The 22,040-nt window shown below is 65.7% G+C and carries 21 protein-coding genes and 1 pseudogene; 14 read left to right on the top strand and 8 right to left on the bottom strand.

Going from position 1 to position 22,040, the window contains the following annotated elements:
• Positions 1-13 precede the first annotated feature (13 nt).
• The 3 genes from B2527_RS00645 (at position 14) to B2527_RS00635 (ending at position 3,505) form a co-directional block, all read left to right on the top strand.
• Positions 14-1,054: a S66 peptidase family protein gene (locus B2527_RS00645; RefSeq protein ID WP_293705450.1), complete on the top strand. Its 1,041-nt coding sequence runs from the start codon at positions 14-16 to the stop codon at positions 1,052-1,054.
• Between the two features lie 328 nt (positions 1,055-1,382).
• Positions 1,383-2,279, top strand: coding sequence for an MBL fold metallo-hydrolase (locus B2527_RS00640; RefSeq protein WP_414716948.1), 897 nt, complete (start codon positions 1,383-1,385; stop codon positions 2,277-2,279).
• Between the two features lie 341 nt (positions 2,280-2,620).
• A complete protein-coding gene (locus tag B2527_RS00635) occupies positions 2,621-3,505 on the top strand; it encodes an acyltransferase (RefSeq protein WP_293705447.1) in 885 nt (294 codons plus the stop codon).
• Positions 3,506-3,586: 81 nt separating this feature from the next.
• Here B2527_RS00635 and B2527_RS00630 read toward each other — a convergent pair whose 3' ends face one another.
• Complete coding sequence (locus B2527_RS00630) at positions 3,587-3,958, bottom strand: glycine zipper 2TM domain-containing protein (protein WP_293705446.1); 372 nt, start codon at positions 3,956-3,958, stop codon at positions 3,587-3,589.
• Between the two features lie 187 nt (positions 3,959-4,145).
• Between B2527_RS00630 and B2527_RS00625 the strand changes: the two genes are divergently transcribed.
• The gene (locus B2527_RS00625) at positions 4,146-5,069 is read left to right on the top strand and encodes a M14 family metallopeptidase (RefSeq protein ID WP_293705445.1); all 924 of its coding nucleotides are present in this window, start codon (positions 4,146-4,148) and stop codon (positions 5,067-5,069) included.
• A gap of 249 nt (positions 5,070-5,318) precedes the next feature.
• Positions 5,319-6,071, top strand: a complete 753-nt coding sequence (locus tag B2527_RS00620) for a transporter (RefSeq protein ID WP_293705444.1) — start codon at positions 5,319-5,321, stop codon at positions 6,069-6,071.
• A 9-nt stretch (positions 6,072-6,080) separates the two neighbouring features.
• On the opposite strand, the gene B2527_RS00615 is transcribed toward B2527_RS00620, so the two are convergent.
• Complete coding sequence (locus B2527_RS00615) at positions 6,081-7,220, bottom strand: lipase/acyltransferase domain-containing protein (RefSeq protein WP_293705443.1); 1,140 nt, start codon at positions 7,218-7,220, stop codon at positions 6,081-6,083.
• A 107-nt stretch (positions 7,221-7,327) separates the two neighbouring features.
• Positions 7,328-8,233: a LysR family transcriptional regulator ArgP gene (locus B2527_RS00610; RefSeq protein WP_293705442.1), complete on the bottom strand. Its 906-nt coding sequence runs from the start codon at positions 8,231-8,233 to the stop codon at positions 7,328-7,330.
• A gap of 134 nt (positions 8,234-8,367) precedes the next feature.
• Between B2527_RS00610 and B2527_RS00605 the strand changes: the two genes are divergently transcribed.
• Positions 8,368-9,003 (top strand): LysE/ArgO family amino acid transporter, encoded by a 636-nt coding sequence (locus tag B2527_RS00605; protein ID WP_293705441.1) that lies wholly within the window; start codon positions 8,368-8,370, stop codon positions 9,001-9,003.
• A 61-nt stretch (positions 9,004-9,064) separates the two neighbouring features.
• Here the strand turns inward: B2527_RS00605 and B2527_RS00600 are convergent, their stop codons facing one another.
• Together B2527_RS00600 and B2527_RS00595 are read right to left on the bottom strand one after the other, a co-directional pair.
• On the bottom strand, positions 9,065-11,797 hold the full coding sequence (locus B2527_RS00600; RefSeq protein WP_293705440.1) for a bifunctional diguanylate cyclase/phosphodiesterase: 2,733 nt from the start codon (positions 11,795-11,797) through the stop codon (positions 9,065-9,067).
• Positions 11,798-12,019: 222 nt separating this feature from the next.
• Positions 12,020-12,814: an alpha/beta hydrolase-fold protein gene (locus B2527_RS00595; protein ID WP_414716946.1), complete on the bottom strand. Its 795-nt coding sequence runs from the start codon at positions 12,812-12,814 to the stop codon at positions 12,020-12,022.
• 108 nt (positions 12,815-12,922) lie between these two features.
• On the opposite strand from B2527_RS00595, the gene B2527_RS00590 reads away from it, so the two are divergent.
• Positions 12,923-13,213: a DUF5640 domain-containing protein gene (locus B2527_RS00590; protein WP_293705439.1), complete on the top strand. Its 291-nt coding sequence runs from the start codon at positions 12,923-12,925 to the stop codon at positions 13,211-13,213.
• Between the two features lie 76 nt (positions 13,214-13,289).
• Entirely contained in the window at positions 13,290-14,369 is a 1,080-nt protein-coding gene (locus B2527_RS00585; RefSeq protein WP_293705438.1) for an HDOD domain-containing protein, read from the top strand.
• 19 nt (positions 14,370-14,388) lie between these two features.
• Here B2527_RS00585 and B2527_RS00580 read toward each other — a convergent pair whose 3' ends face one another.
• Positions 14,389-15,960 (bottom strand): phospholipase D family protein, encoded by a 1,572-nt coding sequence (locus B2527_RS00580; RefSeq protein ID WP_293705437.1) that lies wholly within the window; start codon positions 15,958-15,960, stop codon positions 14,389-14,391.
• Between the two features lie 121 nt (positions 15,961-16,081).
• On the opposite strand from B2527_RS00580, the gene sstT reads away from it, so the two are divergent.
• Genes sstT through B2527_RS00565 form a run of 3 tightly spaced genes read left to right on the top strand, consistent with a single transcriptional unit; the run spans position 16,082 to position 18,314 of the window.
• Positions 16,082-17,287 (top strand): serine/threonine transporter SstT, encoded by a 1,206-nt coding sequence (gene sstT / locus B2527_RS00575; RefSeq protein WP_293705436.1) that lies wholly within the window; start codon positions 16,082-16,084, stop codon positions 17,285-17,287.
• Complete coding sequence (locus tag B2527_RS00570; RefSeq protein ID WP_293705435.1) at positions 17,287-18,015, top strand: AzlC family ABC transporter permease; 729 nt, start codon at positions 17,287-17,289, stop codon at positions 18,013-18,015. The genes sstT and B2527_RS00570 overlap by 1 nt, the downstream gene beginning before the upstream one ends.
• The gene (locus tag B2527_RS00565; protein ID WP_293705434.1) at positions 18,012-18,314 is read left to right on the top strand and encodes an AzlD domain-containing protein; all 303 of its coding nucleotides are present in this window, start codon (positions 18,012-18,014) and stop codon (positions 18,312-18,314) included. The genes B2527_RS00570 and B2527_RS00565 overlap by 4 nt, the downstream gene beginning before the upstream one ends.
• A 33-nt stretch (positions 18,315-18,347) precedes the next feature.
• On the opposite strand, the gene B2527_RS00560 is transcribed toward B2527_RS00565, so the two are convergent.
• The gene (locus B2527_RS00560) at positions 18,348-19,061 is read right to left on the bottom strand and encodes an rRNA pseudouridine synthase (protein WP_293705433.1); all 714 of its coding nucleotides are present in this window, start codon (positions 19,059-19,061) and stop codon (positions 18,348-18,350) included.
• 66 nt (positions 19,062-19,127) lie between these two features.
• Positions 19,128-19,625 (bottom strand): M48 family metallopeptidase, encoded by a 498-nt coding sequence (locus B2527_RS00555; RefSeq protein ID WP_293705432.1) that lies wholly within the window; start codon positions 19,623-19,625, stop codon positions 19,128-19,130.
• A gap of 69 nt (positions 19,626-19,694) precedes the next feature.
• Between B2527_RS00555 and B2527_RS00550 the strand changes: the two genes are divergently transcribed.
• From B2527_RS00550 to B2527_RS00540, 3 genes and pseudogenes are all read left to right on the top strand, one after another.
• Complete coding sequence (locus B2527_RS00550) at positions 19,695-20,249, top strand: DUF2058 domain-containing protein (RefSeq protein ID WP_293705431.1); 555 nt, start codon at positions 19,695-19,697, stop codon at positions 20,247-20,249.
• A gap of 151 nt (positions 20,250-20,400) precedes the next feature.
• A pseudogene (locus tag B2527_RS00545) lies at positions 20,401-21,665 on the top strand (catalase).
• Positions 21,666-21,767: 102 nt separating this feature from the next.
• Positions 21,768-22,031: a DksA/TraR family C4-type zinc finger protein gene (locus tag B2527_RS00540; RefSeq protein WP_057626528.1), complete on the top strand. Its 264-nt coding sequence runs from the start codon at positions 21,768-21,770 to the stop codon at positions 22,029-22,031.
• Positions 22,032-22,040 lie beyond the last annotated feature (9 nt).

Below are 22,040 nucleotides of genomic sequence, written 5' to 3'. Positions count from 1 at the left end.
AACAGGCAACAACATGGATAGACGGCGTTTTATTGGCGGTACGGCACTGGCGGCCACCTTGCCGCTGCTCGGCATACAGGGCGCAATGGCGGCTACGCGCGGGCAGCTGCTGGCGGCCGGGCTCGCCAAGGGCGACACGGTGGGGCTGGTCAGCCCGTCCTCGGCCAGCAGTGAGCGGCTCAGCCTGCAGTTGGCGCAGGAAGCCATGGAGGCCTTTGGTTTCGTGGTCAAGACCGGTGCCCATTACGGCGCACGCCATGGCCACCTGGCTGGCACCGATGCCGAGCGGGCCGGTGATCTGAATGCCATGTTCGGCGACAAGCAGGTCAAGGCGATCATTTGTGTGCGTGGCGGTTCGGGCGCGGCGCGGCTGCTGCCGCTGCTCGATTACGAGCGCATCCGCGCCAATCCCAAGGTGCTGCTCGGTTACTCGGACATCACCGCGCTGCATTGCGCGATCCATGCCAGAACCGGCCTGGTGACGTTCCACGGGCAGATCGGTGCAGGTAGCTGGAACCGCTTCAATGTCGATCAGTTCGAACGCGTATTCTTCAAGCGCGAACTGATGCAGTACCAGAACCGCAGCGAAAACGACGATGAGCTGGTGCCGCGCGACAACCGCACACTGACCATCCGTGGTGGCAAGGCGCAAGGCGAGTTGATCGGCGGCAACCTGACCGTGCTCACGGCCTTGGCCGGTTCGCCCTATCTGCCGGATTTCACCGGCAAGATCCTGTTCCTGGAAGACGTGGCAGAGGCGCCCTATCGCATCGATCGCATGTTCAGCACCTTGAAGCTGATGGGCGCGCTGGACAAGATCGCCGGCTTCATCTTCGGTGAGTGCACCGATTGTTCGCCGGGTGACGGCTATGGGTCCTTGACCCTGGACCAGATCTTCGACGACTACATCCTGCCGTTGAAGATCCCGGCCTACCGCGGCGCGATGATTGGCCACATCAAGGAGCAGTTCATCGTGCCGGTCGGCGGCAAGGTGGAGATGGATGCCGACGCCGGCACGTTGCGGATGCTGGCGCCGGTGCTCAGCACAGCGTGATAGCGGTGGGTTGCCGGCGGCGGGTCGAGGTCACCGGGGTGATTGCTGATTTGTCCCCAACCTCCTTGACGATGGAGCCCGCCGGAATGGTGGCGGTTGCCGGCGTGCCCAGATTCCAGACTCGCTATGGATGGCATGGGCAGCCTGCTTTACGCCTCGATAACGCGGTCCGGCTCAGCATCGGTCTGCAAAGGGTAGTGGTCCGCCATCTGTGCCCTGCAGAGGGAAGCTGAAGGGCGAGCTGCACCGGCGATCGACCAAATGGAGAAGGATGATGGGTAAGGCAGTCATGGCAATGCGCACCGTGATGCTGGTTGCGCTGGCGGGGATGTTGTCTGCGTGTGGAAGCAAGGAGGGCGCCGTCGCGCCGGTCGCCGATCAACCGTCAGCGCAAGGCCCGGCCGGCGGCGGCATCGCGCAACCGCTGGAAGTTAAGGTCTACAACCCGGGTGAGAACGGGATCTTCGCGGTGTCCTCCGTGTTGCTCAGCGGCGCCAACGATGCCGTGCTGGTCGATGCACAGTTCTCCACCACCGATGCGGCCAAGCTGGTCGAGATGATCAAGGCCTCCGGCAAGAAGCTGACCACGATCTACATCAGCCACGGCGACCCGGATTTCTATTTCGGGCTGGAGACGCTGCATGCCGCTTTCCCCGATGCGCAGATACTGGCCACGCCACAGACCATTGCGCATATCCAGGCCAGCAAGGACGAAAAGCTCAGGATCTGGGGGCCGCAGCTGGGCGCGAATGCACCCGGAACCCTGTTGGTGCCTTCACCGCTGCAGGGCGACAGCCTGCAGTTGGAAGGGCAGACCCTGCAGGTTATCGGTCTGGATGGCGCCAGCCCCGGCCGTACCGTGCTGTGGGTGCCGTCGATCAGGACGGTGATGGGTGGGGTGCTGGTGGACGCCGGCTCGCATGTGTTCATGGCTGATACGCAGACACCGCAGTCGCATCAGGATTGGCTGGCCGCGTTGCAGCGGATCCAGGCACTGGAGCCGCTGCGGGTCATTCCGGGCCACTATGCCGCTGGCGCGCCGCAGGACATGGCGGCGGTTGAGTTCACCGCCGGCTACATCCGCGCTTTCGATGAAGAGGCGGCCAAAACCAAGAGTGCCAATGCATTGATGGCGGCCATGAAACAGCGTTACCCGGGGCTGGAAGGGGAGGCTTCGCTGGAGCTGAGCGCCAAGGTTGCCAAGGGTGAGATGGACTGGAAGTAGGGGCACAGACGGGATTGTCGGCTGCGCCAAGCAGTGACTTGCCGCTTGCTGCACGCGTTGGCCTGGCCCCGGGGGTGGCAATCAGCGCCGATGCGGGGGGCATGCCAGTCACCTGCTGCTGATCCTGCCCTTCCTGATGACGCGGATGGAGGATTGCGTGCGCTGGCCATGTTTCCGGGCTGCCGGGCATCCGTTGTCCGGCAGCCGGGTGCTGGCCGCAGGAGGGGCGAGAAGGGAAGGTGCCGCCGGCAGCCATCAATCGGGGTCGATTGGGCAGGTTCGCGGCGGGCCATTTTGCTACCCTGTGCTTCTTTGGGTCCACGGGTTGCCCCGGTATCGTCATGGTTTGGTTGCGTGTTGTTCCGATCCTGCTGTTGATTGCCCTCAACACGCTGGCACATTGCCTGCCGCTGTTTGCCGTGGCGCTGTTCAAGGCGATGTTGCCTTTGCGTGCGGTGCGGCGCGCCTGCAACCCCCTGCTTACCGGCCTGGCCGAGAGCTGGATCGGTGTCAACAGCGCCATGATCGGCATGTTCACCTCCACCCGCTTCGAGGTCAGCGGCGCGTCAGACCTGGAGCGCGATGGCCACTACCTGGTGCTGGCCAACCACCAGAGCTGGGTGGATATCCTGGTGCTGCAGAAGGTCTTCAACCGGCGCATCCCCTTGCTGCGCTTCTTCCTGAAGCGCTCGTTGTTCTGGGTGCCGGTGCTGGGCCTGGCCTGGTGGGCGTTGGATTTCCCGTTCATGGGCCGCTATACCCGCAAGCAGATCGCGAAGAACCCGGAGCTGGGGCGGCGTGACATGGAAGTGACCCGCAAGGCCTGCGAGAAGTTTGCCAGCATCCCCGTGGCGGTGATGAACTTCGTCGAAGGTACCCGCTTCACCCGCGACAAGCATGACGGCCAGTCTTCGCCGTTCAAGCACCTGCTCAAGCCCAAGTCCGGCGGCGTGGCGTTCGTGCTCGATGCAATGGGCAAGGGCCTGCATGCCTTGTTGGACGTGACCATCGTCTACCCCAAGGGCATTCCTTCGATGATCGACCTGATGGCCAATCGCTTGCCGGAAGTAAAAGTGCTGGTGCGCAAGCTGCCCATCCCTGCAGAGTTCATCGGTCGCAATTACCAGGAAGATCGCAACTTCCGCGCCCAGTTCCAGCAGTGGATGAACGGCCTGTGGCAACAGAAGGACGAGGACATCAGCCGTATGCTCGGCCAGCAGGGCTGAGCTGCAGCGCCCCGCGTATGAAAAAGGCCCCGTAAGGGGCCTTTGTAGTTCCTGGGAGGGCTTGATTGGGGCGGGCCTGGATCAGCGGTAGACGCGCTCACAACGGGTCTGGACCACGCGCTGCCCATTGCGCTCCTGGTTGCGGCCCTGCACGTTGCGACCGATCAGGCCGCCGGCAACCGCGCCACCGGCTGTTGCCAGCTTGCGGCCGTTGCCGCCGCCAACCTGGTTGCCCAGCAGGCCACCAATGACAGCGCCGGTGGCGGTACCTGCAATGCGGTTGTTGTCGCGCGCATTGTTTGCTACTTCCTGTTTGTGGCACACCACGCGGCTGCCGTCGTTGAAGCGGCGGCCTTCGTCCTGGGGACCATACGTCTGGGCCTGGGCACCGCCCGCGGCGAGCAGCGCCATTGAGGTGATGGTGGAGGCAAGCAGGGGATGGAAGCTGCGCATGGATAACTCCTTTGGATTGCCGGCGAGCGTCGCGCCGTAGTGGGAGCTCAGCTTGCGCGCCGCAATCCAAACCCGCGGTGAAAGTTGGCAGGTCCGGTTTGGGCGGTGTTCATCCGCCACACGCGGTGCCGTGAAGAAGTGCAGGGTGTAGAGTGCCTGCCAGCATTTACCTGGATGAGATCCGCACATGAACACCCTTGAATCCTTCTATCCCGTAGGCACGCCGGGTCAACCCTGGGGTGCCCCAGAGCGCGCGCAGTGGCTGGCGTTGCAGCAGGTGCAGCGCAGCTACGTCGACGAAGTTGTGAGCAAGGTGGATCTGCTGCGTACACGGTTTGATGTGTCGCAGTACGGTGAGCTGGATTATCCGTCGGGCCGCTATCCGCTGTTTGCGGTACGCAGCCGTGATTGGGACGCCGCGTTGCCGGTGATGCTGGTCACCGGGGGTGTGCATGGATACGAGACCAGTGGTGTGCAGGGCGCGCTGCAGTTCCTTGATCGGCATGCCGCCAACTATGCCGGCCGCTGCAATCTGCTGGTTGCCCCCTGCGTGAGCCCCTGGGGTTACGAGCGTGTGCAGCGCTGGAATGCGCAGGCGCTGGATCCCAATCGTTCATTCGTGCCCAACAGTCCGGCGCAGGAGTCCGCGGCATTGATGGCCTTGGTGGCGCCTTACAAGGGCAAGGTAGTGATGCATATCGACCTGCACGAGACCACCGATACCGATGAGAGCGAGTTCCGCCCGGCATTGGCCGCCCGCGATGGCAAGCCGTTCGAGCCGGGCGAGATTCCGGACGGTTTCTATCTGGTCGATGACACTGAAAACCGCCAGCCGCAGTTCCAGCAGGCGGTGAATGCCGAAGTCGCCAAGGTCACCCATCTGGCCCCGGCCGACGCCCAGGGCCAGATCATCGGCTCGCCGGTGGTTGCCGAAGCGGTCATCGAGTACCCGCTGAAGGCGCTGGGCCTGTGTGCCAGCATCAGTGGGGCGCGCTATACCACCACCACCGAAGTCTATCCGGACAGTCTCAAGGCGACCCCGCAGCAATGCAACGACGCCCAGGTGGCAGCGGTGATCGGTGCGTTGGACTACGCGCTGGCGCATCGCTGAGTTCTCTGGATTCGCAGGTTTGCTGAAAGCCCATCCGGCGCAAGCCGGTGGACTTTGCATTTGTGGCCTGGTCACCGACCAAAAGGGACGTCGCCGGAGCATCCGTAGCCCGGGTAAGCGAAGCGCACCCGGGAAGCACGCGCTGCAACAGCCGGAACGGGCAGTCGCGCACCGTGGCGCCCTCTGCGCATGCCGGCAGCCCCATGATCTTTCACATCGCCACCCAGCGACGTATGGAACATGGCGGGCATGAAAACCTCGTCTCTGCTGCTGGCAGTGCTCGGCTTGGCAAGTGGCCACGGCCAGGCCGATGATGCGCCGGAGTTCGACCGTCCAGGCATCGGCTTTTCCACCAGTACGGTCGGCAAGCACGTAGTCGTCTGGGAGCAGGGCTTGCCCGATGCCAGCCGTGATCGCAGCGAGGGCCTGACCACCACCACCTGGACCGCAGACACACTGTTGCGCGTCGGGCTTGCCGATACGCTGGAGTTGCAACTTGGCGCGGACAGCTGGGGCAGGCTGCGGCTGCGCGGCCCCGGTATTCGCGTGCAGGACAGCGGCGGCGGTGACGGCAGCGCCGCACTCAAGTGGGCACCGCCGCTGGCCAACGAACAGCTGTCAGTGGCCTTCAAAGCAGGGGCCAGCCTGCCTTGGGGCAGGGCACCGCTGGGTGATGCGGGGCATGACTACGACCTGGGGGTGACGGCGGCATGGGCGCTGTCGCGCGACCGCAGCCTGGCGTTCTACATTGACCGGCAATGGGGCGAGGGCGGCAGCGGCTGGTTGTTCTCGCCCAGCTATGGTTTCGCCTTGCGGCCGCAGTTGTCGGCCTATGTCGAAGCCGGCTATGGCACCGGCGCGCAGTACATGCGTGCGGCCGGTGCCGGTGTGACGTGGATGGTGAGCCCGCGCGTGCAACTGGATGCATCGTTCCTGCGCGGGCTGGATGCCGACACCACCGATTGGCAAGGCGGCGTCGGCGTATCGATGGCCTTCGATTGAGAACGCGATTCAGCGATTGACCGCAGGGCCGTACACGCCGCTGTAGCCGGCGGCGCAATTGCTGGTGCAGTCGCTGGTGAGCATGTTGCGCACGATCAGGCCGGCATTGTTCTTCGAGCGGAAATGGCCGACGCCGCTGCTGGTGTCGCCGCCACCGAAGTTGTACGGGCTGCCGTCGCTCCAATCCCAGTCGAAGCTGTAGGCGCTGCTGCCTGCGCCGATGTCGACCTGCGCGTAGACATTGGTGGCGCTGTTGAACAGTGCGCCATCGGCGCAGCCGGCGCTGTAGCTGGTGGTGAAGCAATGCACCTGGTCACGCGAGCCGGCGGTGATGGTGTAGAAGCGGATGCCGGTGTACGTGGCCGGGAACGTGCGCAGGCTGCCGCTGCCACTGCCGGTCCAGCGGTTGTAGCCGTAGTAGGCAACGCCGGTGCTCGGGTACAGGCCGAAGGTGTAGTAATTGTACGGGAAGACATAGGCCTCGGCGTTGCAGGTGGGCGCCAGGGTCGATTGATAACCGGTGCTGCGGCAGGTCTGCAGGCCGCGCAGGCCACCGGCGATGTTGATGAAGCGGCGCACACTGCCTTGATTGGCGTTGTACTTGATCGAGGCCAGGGCCATGGTCGCGCCCAGTGAGTGGGTGACGATGTCGACCTGGCTCTTGCCGGTATAGGCCTTGACCTTGTCGATGAAGGTCTTGAGCGTCTGATAGGTGGCCGGTGCGTGGTAGTTGTACTGCGGCGCCGCGCGCTCGCTGGCGCTGAGGTAGGTGATGCCGAACAGTTCGCAGTCGTTGTAGCCGGCAGCCTTCAGTTCGGCATAGATCGAGCGCGGCGGGGTGCTGTAGCCGGCCACCGCGCCGGCTGGCATGTCGAAGCTGATCGCGCTGTCGCCGTTGCCGGGTATGAATACCACCGGGGTCTTGCTGGCAGTGCAGCTGCCACCGCCAAAGCCGCCCTGGCCCACGCCGGGATTGAAGCCGCCGGCGTATTGGTTGGCCGTGCCGCTGCAGGTATAGCCATTGTTGCTGCCGCAATCCAAGGCCTGGACGTTGCCGGGCAACAGGAACAGCAGGGCACTGGCCAGCGGTGCGGCCACTGCGGTGGACACCCATGACAGCACAACCGGAACAGAACGAAGCATCGACATGGCACGGCTCCTGGCGGGTAGGCGTTGGATCAATGCAGCATCCATGCAGGGCGTGGCTGCAGGCAGTGTCCTTTAGGGAAACTTGCGCTGCAGCAAGCGGCCTGGGCTCAGCGTCGCTTGCGTACCAGTGCGGCCGAGGCCTGCAGGATGGCGCGGGTCAGCAGGGCCATGGTCTTGACCTCGCCTTTCCAGTGCTGCCAGTACAGCGGCACGTCTTCCCAGGCGCGCGCCTTGACGTAGACCAGGCGTCCGCTTTCCAGGTGGCGGCGCACCAGGGGCAGTGGATTCATCGTCCAGCCCAGCCCGCCCAGGTTGGCGTGGACGAAGGCACGGGTGGAGGGGATCCACCAGGTGGGGGCGTTGTGCGGTTGCTCGACCCCGGCCAGGCGGCGGGCGTAGCGGGCCTGCATGTCGTCCTTGCGGTTGAACACCAGCACCGGTGCCTGCGCCAGCGCCTGGGCGGTAACGCCCTTGGCGAAGTGGCGGGCGTGGAATTCGGGGGTACAGGTGGCGGCGTAGCGGATGCTGCCCAGCGCATGGATCTGGCAGCCCTGCACCGGCTCGGACAGCGTCGTCACCGCGCCCAGCACCGCCCCCTGGCGCAGCAACGCCACGGTGTGGTCCTGGTCTTCGGTATGCAGGTCAAGGGTGGTGGAGGTGCTTTGCGAGAAGGTCTGCACCGCCTCGGGAAACCAGGTTTCCATGCTGTCGTGGTTGACCGCCACGGCAATGCTGGCCCGCGAGAGTTCGCTGTCGGAGATGCCGATGCGCTCGAACGCGTCCCGCTCCAGCAGCGCGGTCTGTTCGGCCAGCTGCACCAGCACCTGGCCCTCGGCGGTCGCCTCGGTGGGGATGGTGCGGCGGATCAGCAGCTTGCCGACCCTGTCCTCCAGCGCCTTGATCCGCTGCGAGACAGCCGAGGAGGTGACGTTGAGCGACAGCGCGGCGCGTTCGAAGCTGCCTTCGCGGATGACCGCCGCCAGCGCCCGCAGCTGGGCATGATCGATGCGCATGTTAAGTTCCGCTAAAGATGGTTAACAAAGTTTAGCTCCACTTTTTGATGCTGCATTGCGACAATTGCCGCATCCGGAGCTGCCGGTGGGTTCTCCCGCAGCCTCCTTCCCCCAGGTAACAAGGTTTTTGTCCCATGTTTTCGGTTATTTCCGCCCAAGCCGCCGGCAGTGCCTGGCTCAGTGGTGCCGGTATCGGTATCGGTCTGTTTGCCATCGTTGGCGCGCAGAGTGCGTTCATCCTGCGGCAGGGCATCCTGCGCCAGCACGTGATCCCTATCATCGCCACCTGTTTTGCGATCGATGCGACCTTCATCCTGGCGAGCGTGGCCGGCTTGCGCCGGCTCACCGATCAGCTACCGTGGCTGACCACGGTGCTGCTGTGGGGCGGTGTGGCCTTCCTGACCTGGTATGCGCTGCAGTCGGCGCGGCGTGCGGTTGCCGGTGGCGGTGGCATGAAGCTGGACGACAATGGCAGCCAGTCACTGCGCACCGCGCTGATGGCAGCCGCGGGCTTCTCCATCATCAACCCGCACTTCTGGCTGGACATGATGGTGATCGGCTCGATTGCCGACAATTTTGGTGATGCGCGCATGGCCTTCGCGGCCGGTGTGGTCACCGCCAGCGGTGTATGGCTGACCGTACAGGGCCTGGGCGCGCGCATGCTGGCGCCCTTGTTCACCAAGCCGTCCACCTGGCGCATCCTGGATGGCACCATCGCGGTGATCCTGAGCGTGCTGGCGCTGACCCTGGCGATCCGTGGGGTGAATTAATACATCGCTGCCTGCGGGCAGGTAGCTGCCTGCCCGTGGGTTTCAGCGTCGCCGGTGGCGCTCATTGCTCGCCACTCCAGCGTGCGGGCCAGTCCTGCAGGAACCCTGGCACGGCGGACAGCGGCATCGGGCGGCCGAACACGTAGCCCTGGCCTTCAGCGCAGTGTTCCTGCTTGAGCTGGTCCAGCTGCGCCCGGGTTTCCACGCCCTCGATGGTGGCGGTGATACCCAGCTTGGCGCACAGGTGCGAAACCGCGCCGATGATGGCACTGCCCTGGCTCTGTTCGCCGAGGTCGCGGATGAAGGACTTGTCGATCTTGACCTTGTCGAACGGAAAGGCGCGCAGGTAGCCGAGCGAGGAATAGCCGGTGCCGAAGTCATCCATGACCACCGAAACACCGGCCATTTTCAACCGCAGCAGGTGCGCCGATGCGGCCTGGATGTTGGCGATGAGCGCGTTTTCGGTGATCTCCAGTTCCAGCCGTGTGGCAGGCAGGCCAGCGGCCGCCAGCGACTGCTCGACAATCCCGGCCAGGTCCGGCTGAGCCAGCTGCGATACCGACAGATTGACCGCAACCTTCATTTCCTCCGGCCAGCCCACCGCGTCGCGGCAGGCCTGGCGCAGCACCCAGTTGCCCAGTGGCACCATCAGGCCGATGTCTTCGGCCAAGGCCAGGAACTGGGCGGGGTCGAGCAGGCCGCGCTGCGGATGGCGCCAGCGCAGCAGCGCCTCGAAGCCGGTGACGCGGCGTTGCAGCAGGTCGACCAGCGGCTGGTAGTGCAGCTCGAACTGCTGTTGCTGCAGGCCGGCGCGTAGTTCGACCTCCAACTGGCGACGCTGCTGCATGCGGGTATCCATCTCGGTCTCGAAGAACCGGTAGCAGGCACGACCTTCTTCCTTGGCCCGGTACAGCGCCAGGTCGGCATTGCGCATCAGTTTGTCGGCAGCATCGGCCTGGGCGTCGATCAACACGATGCCGATGCTGGTGCTGATCAGCAACTGGTGGCCGTCCAGCTCGAACGGTCGGCCGAGTACGTCGACCAGGCGCGTGGCCAGCGACGAGGCGGCTTCTGGTGCCCGTGCCTCAGAGGCCATCAGTACCGCGAATTCGTCACCGCCCAGGCGGGAGACCAGGTCGTTGTCACGTACGCTGCCCTGGATGCGGTGTGCCACCTCCTGCAGCAGGCGATCGCCGATGGGGTGGCCGAGGGTATCGTTGACCTCCTTGAAACGGTCCAGGTCGAGCAGCAGCAGGGCACTGGCATGGCCACGCTGGGCGGCCGCCAGGGCGAGCCCGAGCTTGTCGAACAAAACGCTGCGGTTGGGCAGGGTGGTCAGTGGATCATGCTGCGCCAGGTAGGTGATACGGGCCTGTGCCTGGCGGCGCGCGTCCACGTCCTCCAGTACGCCAGCCCAGCGACTGTGGTCCTTGCCGATCGGGGCGCCACGGGCGCGCAGCCAGCGCCATTTGCCATAGACATCCAGCACGCGGAACTCCACGTCCATCGGTGCGCCATGGGTGAAGCTCTGCTCCAGCGCGATCTCGATCTGCGGCAGGTCGTCCTCGCTGACCCGGCGCAACCAGCCCTTGCCCAGGGCGGCTTCGTTGGGCTGGCCGGTAAGCTCGCGCCAGCCGGTGGCCGAACACACCTTGCCGTTGCGGTCGGACTCCCACAGCACCAGCGCGCCCGCCTCGGCGACCGCGCGGTAGCGTTGTTCACTGGCCTGCAGGCTGCGCGCCAGGTCCTGTGCTTCATCGGCACTCTTCTTCAGCGCATCGACGGTGTCGTTGAGGCTGTCCTGCAGGCTGCGTACTTCGCGGATGGAGGAAGCCGGCATCTCTGCCGCGGGTACGTCGTTGGCGACAATGCTGCGCCCACGCTGTGCCAGTGCCCGGATCGGTCGCAGGATGCCGCCGGCAATGGCATTGGCCGAGATCAGGGCGATCACCGCGGCGAGAATGCCGCCCAGGATGATGCCGATCAGTGGCCGCTGCCAGCGCGCCTGGAAGCTTTGTTGGGGCTCGCCAACCACCAGTGCCCAACCTGGTGCGGCCTGCAGCATGGTGAAGGCAAAGATGACCTGCTGGCCTTCCTTGGTACTGGCGTTGAACATGCCGTGGCGGCCGCCGATGCGCTGCAAGGTTTCCCAGTCGGGTACCGGCTTGCCGATGTAGCGTTCCGGTGCGCGTGAGCGCGCGGCGATCACGCCATTGCCGTCCACCACCGCCACCAGCAGGCTCTGGTCACTGCCGGCACGCAGTACGGTGTTGATCAGGCGGTTGGAGGGCTGGACCATCGCCAGTACATGGGTGCGGCCGTCGGCGTGCACGAACGGCAGCGCGATGGCGACTTCAGCGATGGAACTGCCGGGGCGCGAGAACAGATTGGATATCTGCACCTTGCCGCTGCTGCGTGCGGCATGCAGCAGCCCGGGTGGCAGAGCCGCGGCCTGTTCCGAATCATCGGCGATCAGGGTGATGTCCGGGTTGTTGGCAACCCAGCGCTGCAACTGCGGCGCCGATGCCATTGCTTCGGGGGCCAGCACGGACAGCAACTGCAGTTGGTTGATGGTGTCCTCCACGCCCTGGTCGACGCCCCGCGCCAACGCGGTGGCGGTTTCCTGCAGGCGCTGCTCCGAGTTCTGCCGGTAGTCGCGGGCGGCGGTCCATACCGCGATCGCGCCGATCACCAGCAATGGCAGCAGGGCGGCAAGGATGAGCAGGTGCAGGCGGGAATGAAGGCTGCGCAGGCGCTCGGCTTGGCGTGGGACAGGAGTTGCGCTGATCGACAAACGATGAACCTCCGGCATCCTTGGGCATGGCGCAAGGGTGTCGGCTTGCACCACCTGCCGGATCAACTGTACCCGGCGCTGTGTGCGCAGTTATTGCATGAAGCGTGGACCGGTGGAAGGCGTCGTGTGCGTACTGCGGGCGTAAAAATTGGTGTCGCTGCAAACCACGGGGGATGACCGGAAAATTGCGTGATTGCAGTCACGCATGGGGTGCGGACTGCATCACGGCAGGTGTTGTTCAAACATCCATTGCCACATGGCCGGGTTGCGATAGGCCGGGTCCCATGCGTTGTGCCCCGTGTCCGGGTATTCGGTGTAGCGGAACCCCGCGCCCTGATGTGCACTGGTACGGGCCAGGGCGCGATCATCCTCCGGCGGCACCACGTCATCCAGCCCGCCATGGAAGATCCAGGTGGGCACCCTGCGCAGCCGTTGCACGGTATCGGCATAGGGATCGGTGCTGCCGGCAACCTGGTCCACCAGCAGGCCCGGTCGATCGTCGCGCGGTGCAAGCAGGGCACCACAGATCGGCACAAGGGCAGCGAACTGGTCGGGGCGGGTGAGCGCGAGTTCCCAGCTGCCATAGCCACCCATGGACAGGCCGGTCAGGTAGATCCGCTTGGGATCGGCGTTGAATTCATCGCGCGCGCTGTCCAGCACGGCCAGTGCCATGCGCGCATTGCGGCCGCGCCATTCCTCGTTTTCGGGTACCTGCGGGAAGACGACCACGGCCGGGAAGCTGTCCATGTTCTGTCTCAACCAGGGCCCTACCCCGGCTTCGGTCGGCTTGACCCCGTCGTCGCCCCGCTCACCGGAGCCATGCAGGAACAGCACCAGCGGGGGCGGCTGGGCCGCACCGGCCGCGGGCACGAACACCTGGTAACGGAACGTATGGCCTTCGAAGACCAGCTCGCGCGCGACAAAGTGCCCGCCGCCCGGGGCAGGGCCTGCCATTGCAGCCGTCGGGGCGAAGATCAGCATCAAGGTCGCAAGCAGCAGGGCAGGGCGCATGGGCATATCCCGGTGGGCAGGACTGCAGCGTAACCCAGGCGTTGTGGTGCGGTAATGCGCGTATGCCAGAATTGGACCATCGGGTGGCCATGGTGGCCACCGTCGGAGTGCTGCATGATGAAGTGGTTGGTGCTGGTGTTGGTCGTGCTGCTGGGGGGCTGCAGCCAAGGGCTGAGCGGGACCTGGAGCGATGCCATGGGCATGGTCAACTACACCTTCCAGCGCGATGGCAAGGTCACCGTGGAGATGCTGGGCAAGGCGCAGCAGACCACCTACACCCGCCAGGACGACCGCTTGCAGGTGAAAGTGCCTGGTACCCAGTCAGAAGCGGTGGAATTTACCGTCAATGCCGACGGTTCCCTGCAGGGGCCGATGGGCGTGCGCCTGCAGAAGCAGGACAAGTGAGGTGCCGGTGCTGCGGGCGCACCCACCGCAGGACTAAAGAGCGGCGCCTGGCGGTCGTTATTTCAGGCAGTTTTCTGTGAATGGCGCGGCCGTGATCGGCATGGTGATTCTCTCCTCGTTGGCGGCTGCCGTGCTGGTGGGCGCGCTTGCCTGGTGGTGGCAACGACAGCCACGGCCACACGCGCCTGCACGATCTCGCAACCTGGCCGCCAGCGATGATGTCGGGGCAACCACGACGGTGGCTGCCGCGCCAACCGCCGGGGTGCTGCAGCGGCGGTTCCTGCTGCTGGCGCTGGGCGTGGGGCCGGACGATGCCGACAACCTGCGCGTGCAACGCGCCGTGGTCGAGGACGTGGTCGCCGCGCTGACCCGCGCCGATCTCTCTTCGCGTTATACCCCGCGCCGGCCCAACCTGCTGCCGCAGCTGATCCAGAGTGTCAATGACAGTGCCGCGTCGTCGCGTTCGATCGCCCGCATCATCGGCAGCGACGCAGTGTTGGCCGCTACCTTGCTGCGCATTGCCAACAGTGCGCTGTACCGCCTGCAGGGCCAGGACGTGCAAAGCATCGAGCGCGCGGTGACCCTGATCGGCAACGATGGCATCCGCCAGATCATCTCGGCCGCTCTGGTGCAACCGGTGATGGAGAGCAACAACGGTGCCGATGCGCGCTTTTCCAGCGTGCTGTGGGAGTACACACTGCGGCTGTCGCTGGCCGCCGCCGACCATGCGCGCAGCGTCGAGCGCGAGGATGGCTTTGCCGCACAGCTGGCCGGGCTGCTGCTGGGTCTGGGCGCGGCATTGGCCATGCAGGCTTGCGCCGATGTGCTGGCGCGGCCGCCGCTGCGGGTGCGTGAACCAGGGACCTTGCTGGAACTGCTGGAGCGCTGCAGTGCGCCTACGGCGGTACGCATTGCCCAACATTGGAAGCTGGCACCGTCCATCGTGCAGGCACTGCAGCAGGTTGGCGAGCAGGCGCCCGGCGGGCTGGCGCGCTCACTGCAGGTGGGTCAGCTTGCGGCCAGTGCCGCCATGTTGCATGCGCCGGGGCAGCTCAGCGAGGACGAAGCCATCGCCGCGTTGTCGGCGCAGTTGCCCGAGCATGTGGCTGCCTGGCTGTGGAAGCGGGTAAGCCAGTACGACGGCGAGCGTGCCTGAGCGCCGACGCGGCAAGACATCAAAGCTGGGACTCCAGTGGCAGCCAGCTGATCACGCGGGTACTGGCACGCTGCATCAGGCTGGTATCCGGCTCGGTACGCAGGCTGACCGGGGTCGGGCCGCTGCGGTCCAGCCAGCGCAGTTCCCAGTCCTTGTCCAGATACACCCAATAGCTCAGTTCCGGGCCGGACAGGCGCAGGTACTCCTGGCGCAACCGGGTTGCCAGTATCGGGTCGTCGAACACCGCGCCCATTTCGGTATTGAGATAGGCCGAGCGCGGGTCCAGGTTGAACGAGCCGACAAAACCGCGCTGGTCATCCACCACGAAGGCCTTGGTGTGCAGGCTGGCGCCACTGCTGCCGAAGGTGGAAGCCTTGGCGGCGTGGCCATGCGACTTCAGTTCGTACAGCTGCACGCCACCGGCCAGCAACGGGCGCCGGTAGTGCATGTAACCACTGTGCACGGCGGCCACGTCGTTGGCGGCCAATGAATTGGTCACCACGCCCACCTGTACGCCGTTGCGCGCTTGCTGGATGAGCGCCTTGGTGCCGGTGGCACCGGGCACGAAGTAGGGCGAGATCAGCAGCGATTTGTGCCTGGCGCTGCCGAGGATCTGCGCAAGCTGGGTAACCAGCCAACCCTGGGTGTTGCCACCCAGCGGCTTGCGCGGTGGGTCGGACAGGATCCGCACGCGGTCGGTCCAATGCAGGTCCAGCTGCTGGCTCAAATAGGCGTCATTGAGACGCGCGCGCACCCGCTGCAGGTACGGCGCGGCCTCCTGCTGGCGCGCGTCACGTTCGGCCTGGGTGATGAAGTTGGCCATCTGCTGGTCGGTGCTGTAGTGCAGGGCCCTGATCGGCACCACTGCATCGCTGTTCCAGAAATCATCGAATACCTTGCTGGCATCGGCCGCCACCGGGCCGGCCAGCAGCAGGTCCAGGTCGCGGAAGTTCACGTCCGGGCGGGCATCGAAGTACTCGGCACCGATGTTGCGGCCCCCGACGATGGCAACCCGGCCGTCGGCAATCCAGGCCTTGTTGTGCATGCGGTGGTTGATGCTGAAGGCGCGCTGCACCATCTCCACCAGCCGCCACAGGCCGTCACGGTTGCGGAAGGGGTTGTACAGGCGGATCTCGATGTTGGGGTGGTTGTCCAGCGCCAGCATCTGCGGGTCCAACCCGGCGGCATTCATGTCGTCCAGCAGCAGGCGCACACGTACGCCACGTTCTGCGGCTTCATGTACATCGTGGGCCAGCAGATGACCGAGCAGGTCGTCGTGCCACATGTAGTACTGCAGGTCCAGGCTGCGGCCAGCCTGATGGGTGATGATGGAGCGTGCAGCAAAGGCGTCCAGTCCGTCGGACAGATAGACCGCGCCACTCTTGCCGGGGTGACCGGCCAGCAGGGGGGACAGCTGGCGGTCGATCAAAGTCTGGGCCGGCTGCGGTGCCAGCGCCTGTGAGGGCGTGCCAACCGCCTTCGGGGTCAGGTGGTCGCCCAGCAGCAGGCCGCTGCCGACCAACAGCAGCAGGGCGCCCAGCACATAGGCGGCGAAGCGCAGCAGGCGGCGCGGACGGTGGGTCTTCTCCATGGGGGCATCCTAGCCGGGTTCGCCTGCGCGCTGCACTTTGTCCTGTCCCATGACGTTACGGGGGTGCCGTGGCCGCTGCGCATGGGCGAGAATCGGGGTTTGCGCCTGCCCGAGTTCCGTAATGACCGAACGCTCCTTTCCTTTCCGCGCGCCCAGCCTGGTGCTGCAGATCATCATCGGCCTGGTTGCCGGTATTGCCCTGGCAATGCTGTGGCCGGCAGGCGCCCGCGCCGTGGGCCTGCTGGGTACGGTATTCATCTCTGCCCTGAAGGCGGTGGCACCGGTGCTGGTGCTGGTCCTGGTGACGGCCTCCATTGCCAATCACCAGCGTGGGCAGAAGACCCACATCCGCAAGATCCTGGGGCTGTACGTGCTGGGCACGGTGGCTGCGGCACTGGTGGGCGTGGCGGCCAGCTTCCTGTTCCCCAGCAAGCTGACGCTGAAGACTGCCGAGACCACGTTGAGCGCGCCGAGCGGTATTGGCGAGGTGCTCAAGACCTTGCTGATGCAGATCGTCGACAACCCGGTGCACGCCCTGCTCGACGCCAATTACATCGGCCTGCTGGCCTGGGCGGTGGGCCTGGGCCTGGCCTTGCGTCATGCCAGCGAGGGCACCCGCAGCGTGATCGGCGATCTGTCCAATGCGGTCACCTGGCTGGTGCGGTTGGTGATCAAGCTGGCCCCGCTGGGTGTGTTCGGCATCGTGGCCTCGCTGCTGGCCGAATCCGGGCTGGGTGCGCTGAAGGATTATGTGCACCTGCTGGCGGTGCTGGTCGGGGCGATGCTGTTCATGGCTTTTGTCGGCAATCCGCTGATCGTGGCGCTGGTGACCCGTCGCAACCCGTACCCGCTGGTGCTGCGCTGCCTGCGCGAGAGCGGCATCACCGCTTTCTTCACCCGTTCATCGGCGGCCAACATCCCGGTCAACATGGAACTGTGTCGCAAGCTGGGCCTGCATGAGGAAACCTATTCGGTGGCCATCCCGCTGGGGGCGACCATCAACATGGCCGGTGCCGCGATCACCATTTCGGTACTGACGCTGGCCGCGGTGCACACCCTGGGCTACCCGGTGGACCTGCCGACCGCCCTGTTGCTGAGCGTGGTGGCGGCCATTGGCGCCTGCGGCGCCTCCGGCGTGCCCGGTGGCTCGCTGCTGCTGATTCCGTTGGCCTGTGGCCTGTTTGGCATTTCCGATGACATCGCCATGCAGGTGGTTGGCGTGGGCTTCATCGTCGGGGTGGTGCAGGACTCGGCCGAGACCGCGTTGAACTCGTCCACCGACGTGGTGTTTGTGGCTGCCGCCGAGCAGGCGGCCGGGCGCGCCTGATGCGCAGCGCATCGCGCTTCACGCCGGCCGTCCGCATCGGCGTGTCGATCGCGATCGCCACCGGCCTGTACGGCATCTCGTTTGGTGCCCTGGCGGTGGCTTCGGGCTTCAGCGTGGCGCAGACGCTGGCATTGAGCCTGCTGATGTTCACCGGCGGCTCGCAGTTCGCCTTCATCGGCGTGATCGGTGCCGGTGGCGCGGGTGCCTCGGCATTTGCTGCCGCCACGCTGCTGGGCATCCGCAATGCGGTGTACGGCGCACAGATCAACCGCATGCTGCGCCCGCAGGGTTGGGTCAAGCCGCTGGCGGCGCAGCTGACCATCGACGAATCCGCTGCCACCGCTGCCAGCCAGCAGGATCCGCAGGAGCAGCGGCGTGGCTTCTGGGTGGCAGGGTTGGGCGTTTACCTGTGCTGGAACCTGTTCACCGTGCTGGGTGCAATGCTGGGGGATGCCATGGGCGATCCGCGCCAGTGGGGCCTGGACGGCGCGGCGGTGGCTGCCTTCCTGGGCTTGTTGTGGCCGCGCCTGCGCACGCGTGAGCCGGTGGCCATTGCCGTGGTCTGTGCGTTGGTGACGGTGCTGGCGCTGCCGTTGGTGCCGGCCGGCGTACCGATCCTGTTGGCAGCGGCGGTGGCCGCGCTGTGGGGCTGGTTCGGGCGTGGCCCGGCCGATCAAGGTCTGGAGCCGGACGTCGCCCCGCGCACGGACACCGAGGCGGCGCCATGAGCCTGTGGGCGTGGATCGTAGTGGGCTGCGTGGCCGCGTGGGCGATCAAGTTCGCCGGCTATCTGGTGCCGGTGCGCTGGCTGGAATCGCAGCGGATGAGCCGGGTGGCGGGCTGCCTGACGATAGGCCTGTTGGCCTCGCTGACGACGATGAACACCGTATCGGCCGGGCAGGGCGTGGTACTGGATGCGCGCGTCGCTGCACTGCTGGCGGCCGCGGTCGCGTTGCTGTTGCGGCTGCCGTTCCTGGTGGTGGTGATGGCCGGCGCTGCGGCGGCGGCGTTGATTCGTTTGTTATGACGCGCCGCGCCCGCGTGGGCGCGACTCAGCGGCTCAGAAGCGCTGGTTTGCCGGCAGGTAGCGCCACTGGCCTTCGGGCATCTTGCTCAGGCCGACGCGGCCGATGCGCAGGCGGCGGATCTGCTCGGCTTTCAGGCCGACCAGGCTGCACATGGTGGCCATCTGTCCAAGACGCACATCCTTGATCGCAAAACGCAGGCGCTGTTCGCTCTGCCAGCTGACCTTGGCCGGCGGCAGGCTGCGTCCTTCGTAGACCAGGCCGTGGGTGAGCTTGGGCATGGCCCAGGGGCTGGGCTCGCCGCTGACTTCCACCACGAATTCCTGCTCCAGGCTGGCGCCGGATTCCTGCAGGTGGCGGCGCACGCGCCAGTCCTGGGTCAGCACCACCAGGCCGCTGGCGGCGTCGTCCAGTGGCATCAGGTAATCCAGGCGCTGGAAGTGGCGGCGCAGCATGCGGATGCCGGAGGCATCATCGGCAAAGCGATTGGCCTCGGTCAGCAGTGCGAACAGGTCCTGGCCACTGCAGCCGGCCGGCTTGTTGAGCAACAGCGTGGCGGCTTCGGCGGTGTCGGCGCTGCTGTCGGCACTGAGGGTGACGGTCTGCGCCGCATCGACCATGGTCTGCGGGGTTTCCACCAGCTCGCCATCGACGCTGACGCTGCCGCCTTCGATGTACTGCTGGGCCTGCGAGCGCGAGCACTGCAGTTGTGCGGCGACGCGCTTGTCGAGACGGATGGGGCTGGTCATGGCGGTGTTCGGTTCTGCGAAGGCGGGGGAGTGTAGCGCCGTGGCGGGGCGGCGGCGATGGGCGGCTCAGCCGGGTTCGTGCTCCAGCGCGGTCAGGTACAGGCGCAGGTCGAACTCCAGCTGGTGGTAGTCCGGCTCCATGTGCAGGCATAGCTGGTAGAAGGCCTTGTTGTGATCGGCCTCCTTGATGTGGGCCAGTTCGTGCACCACGATCATCCGCAGGAACGGCGCCGGGGCTTCGCGGAACACGCTGGCGATGCGGATCTCGCGGCTGGCCTTTAGCTTGCCGCCATGGTTGCGTGACACCGCGGTGTGGGTGCCCAGGGCGTGCTTCACCACCTGCAGCTTGCCGTCGTACAGCACCTTGCCCAGCGGCACCGACTGGCGCAGGTGGCGCTCCTTGATGGCCTGCACGTAGTCGTACAGCTGGCGGTCGTTGCGCACCGTGTTCGGCTCGGCGTAGCGCTTGCGCACGGCCTCGCCCAGCTTGCCCGCGTCCAGCAGTTCGCGGGCGCGCTGCTGCAGGTGTTCGGGATAGCCGTTCAGGTATTTCAGCGTGAGCATGGGCGTTTGGGCGGGGCGGGGCAGGCCGCTATGATGGCAGCCTCGGCAACAGAACCATGAACAACGACGATGGCAAAGGGTAATCCGCTGCAGGAACAGCTGCTCAAGGCTGGCCTGGTGAAGAAATCGCAGGTCTCGCAGGTCGCGCGCGAGCAGGTCAAGGCCCGGCACGGCAAGGGCCCGGTGGCGGCGACCGAGAGCCAGCGCGAGGCCGACCGCGCCCGCGCCGAAAAGGCCGAGAAGGACCGCCAGCTGGCAGCCGAGCGCAACGCCCTGCGCCGCAGCGAGGAACTGCGTGCCCAGGCCCGGCAGATCATCAGCGACCGCAAGCTGCCGCGTGCTGGCGAGCTGGAGTACCGCTTCAACGATGGCTCGCTGATCCGCACGCTGCTGGTCACCGAGGCGTTGCGCACGCAGTTGGCCAACGGTGCGCTGGTGATAGCCCGTGATGGTGACAGCTTCGCCCTGTTGCCGCGCATGGCAGCCGAGAAGGTGCGCGAGCGCGATGCCGCGCTGATCGTGCTCGATCACGGCCAAAGTGCCGACACCCCGATCTCCACCGGCAACGCCGAGGACGATGCGTACTACGCGCAGTTCCAGGTGCCCGATGACCTGATGTGGTGACGGCACGGGCAGTGCGCTGGAAGGCTGCGGCTATCGCACTGATGGCCGCGGCATATCCGTCCGCGTTGCCTAGGGTTGAAATCTGAACAAACGATTTCACCGCTGACGGCGGTATCGCGATGCTTGCGGCTCCCGATTGGAGCGATTCCGCATGAAGCATCGCCGCTTGTTTGTCGCCCTCACGTTTGCCAGCAGCCTGCTGGCGGCCACCGCCAACGCCGGTCACCTGACCCGCGACAATGGCGCGCAGGTGGGCGACAACCAGAACTCGCAGACCGCCGGTGCCGATGGCCCGGTGCTGCTGCAGGACGTACACCTGATCCAGAAGCTGCAGCGCTTTGACCGCGAGCGCATCCCCGAGCGCGTGGTGCATACGCGCGGCGCCGGTGCCTATGGCGTGTTCACCGCCAGCGAAACCCTGACCGACATCAGCCAGGCCACGCTGTTCACCGCCGGCAAGCAGACCCCCGTGTTCGTGCGCTTTTCCTCGATGGTGCACGGCAACCACAGCCCGGAAACCTTGCGCGATCCGCGCGGCTTTGCCACCAGGTTCTATACCGAGCAGGGCAACTGGGACCTGGTGGGCAACAACTTCCCCACCTTCTTCATCCGCGATGCGATCAAGTTCCCCGACATGGTGCACGCGTTCAAGCCGGACCCGGACAAGAACTACGGCACCAACCGCACGCTGTTCGATTTCTTCCAGCATGTGCCCGAAGCTACCCGCACCTTGACCCTGCTGTTCTCCAATGAAGGCACGCCGGCCAGCTACCGCGAGATGGATGGTTCCTCCGTGCACGCTTACAAACTGGTCAATGCCGATGGCCTGTACCGCTATGTGAAGTTCAGCTGGAAGAGCCAGCAGGGCATGCGCAACCACGACCCCCGCCAGGCACAGACGGTGCAGGGCCAGGACTTCAACCACATGTCGCGTGACCTGATCACGGCCATCGATGCAGGCAACTTCCCCAAGTGGGACCTGTACCTGCAGGTGCTTGAGGCCGAGCATTTGGCCAAGTTCGATTTCGACCGCTTGATGCCATCAAGATCTGGCCGGAGGAACTGATCCCTTCGCGCCGCATCGGCAGCATGGAGTTGAACCGCAACCCGGCCAATATCTTCCAGGAAACCGAGCAGGTGGCGATGGCCCCGGGCAACCTGATCCCCGGCATCGAGCCCAGCGAAGACCGCCTGTTGCAGGGGCGCCTGTTCTCGTATGCGGATACACAGATGTACCGGCTGGGCGCCACCCACCAGCGCAACCATGCCGGGCAGACTCCGGCGATGTTTGCCGCCTTGTTCCAGCGCACCGGGATACTGCAGGCGCTGAAGGCCCGTGGCGCGGATATGCAGGCCAGCGATGCGGCCGGCAATACCGTGCAGGCGCTGGGGCGCGGCGAGTTTTCCGCGCGCTGAGGCGGCGGCAGGTTCAGACAGCTGTACGCAGGACGGCCGCCGCCTTGAAATATGGGGCCGGAGGCGTCAGCTTGGGCATGTTGTTGTAGGTGGAGACAGGACATGGCTACCGGTTGGGCGGGCGATACCGCCGTTCAGGATCAGATTGATGCCACCGTCGAGGACGCGATCAAGCGTGCGCGCAGTCGTATGCCCAGCGGTCCCGGCCTGGAACATTGCGAAGAATGTGATGCGCCCATCCCGGAGGCGCGGCGCAAGGCCGTGCCCGGCGTGCGCCTGTGCGTGGCCTGCCAACAGGCCCAGGATGAGGACGAGGCATTTGCCGGTTACAACCGGCGCGGCAGCAAGGACAGCCAACTGCGCTGAGGCCAGGCG

Origin of the sequence: Stenotrophomonas sp. UBA7606 (assembly GCF_002477705.1) — a bacterium.
In the GTDB taxonomy this organism is placed as follows: Bacteria; Pseudomonadota; Gammaproteobacteria; order Xanthomonadales; family Xanthomonadaceae; genus Stenotrophomonas.
This window is presented reverse-complemented; position numbering and strand designations above follow the sequence as displayed.

Bases quoted from the DNA above. Each gene is read 5' to 3' on its own strand.
- B2527_RS00645 (WP_293705450.1), top strand. From the start codon at position 14: ATGGATAGACGGCGTTTTATTGGCGGTACGGCACTGGCGGCCACCTTG.
- B2527_RS00640 (WP_414716948.1), top strand. From the start codon at position 1,383: ATGTTGTCTGCGTGTGGAAGCAAGGAGGGCGCCGTCGCGCCGGTCGCC.
- B2527_RS00635 (WP_293705447.1), top strand. From the start codon at position 2,621: ATGGTTTGGTTGCGTGTTGTTCCGATCCTGCTGTTGATTGCCCTCAAC.
- B2527_RS00630 (WP_293705446.1), bottom strand. From the start codon at position 3,958: ATGCGCAGCTTCCATCCCCTGCTTGCCTCCACCATCACCTCAATGGCG.
- B2527_RS00625 (WP_293705445.1), top strand. From the start codon at position 4,146: ATGAACACCCTTGAATCCTTCTATCCCGTAGGCACGCCGGGTCAACCC.
- B2527_RS00620 (WP_293705444.1), top strand. From the start codon at position 5,319: ATGAAAACCTCGTCTCTGCTGCTGGCAGTGCTCGGCTTGGCAAGTGGC.
- B2527_RS00615 (WP_293705443.1), bottom strand. From the start codon at position 7,220: ATGTCGATGCTTCGTTCTGTTCCGGTTGTGCTGTCATGGGTGTCCACC.
- B2527_RS00610 (WP_293705442.1), bottom strand. From the start codon at position 8,233: ATGCGCATCGATCATGCCCAGCTGCGGGCGCTGGCGGCGGTCATCCGC.
- B2527_RS00605 (WP_293705441.1), top strand. From the start codon at position 8,368: ATGTTTTCGGTTATTTCCGCCCAAGCCGCCGGCAGTGCCTGGCTCAGT.
- B2527_RS00595 (WP_414716946.1), bottom strand. From the start codon at position 12,814: ATGCCCATGCGCCCTGCCCTGCTGCTTGCGACCTTGATGCTGATCTTC.
- B2527_RS00590 (WP_293705439.1), top strand. From the start codon at position 12,923: ATGATGAAGTGGTTGGTGCTGGTGTTGGTCGTGCTGCTGGGGGGCTGC.
- B2527_RS00580 (WP_293705437.1), bottom strand. From the start codon at position 15,960: ATGGAGAAGACCCACCGTCCGCGCCGCCTGCTGCGCTTCGCCGCCTAT.
- sstT (WP_293705436.1), top strand. From the start codon at position 16,082: ATGACCGAACGCTCCTTTCCTTTCCGCGCGCCCAGCCTGGTGCTGCAG.
- B2527_RS00570 (WP_293705435.1), top strand. From the start codon at position 17,287: ATGCGCAGCGCATCGCGCTTCACGCCGGCCGTCCGCATCGGCGTGTCG.
- B2527_RS00565 (WP_293705434.1), top strand. From the start codon at position 18,012: ATGAGCCTGTGGGCGTGGATCGTAGTGGGCTGCGTGGCCGCGTGGGCG.
- B2527_RS00560 (WP_293705433.1), bottom strand. From the start codon at position 19,061: ATGACCAGCCCCATCCGTCTCGACAAGCGCGTCGCCGCACAACTGCAG.
- B2527_RS00555 (WP_293705432.1), bottom strand. From the start codon at position 19,625: ATGCTCACGCTGAAATACCTGAACGGCTATCCCGAACACCTGCAGCAG.
- B2527_RS00550 (WP_293705431.1), top strand. From the start codon at position 19,695: ATGGCAAAGGGTAATCCGCTGCAGGAACAGCTGCTCAAGGCTGGCCTG.
- B2527_RS00540 (WP_057626528.1), top strand. From the start codon at position 21,768: ATGGCTACCGGTTGGGCGGGCGATACCGCCGTTCAGGATCAGATTGAT.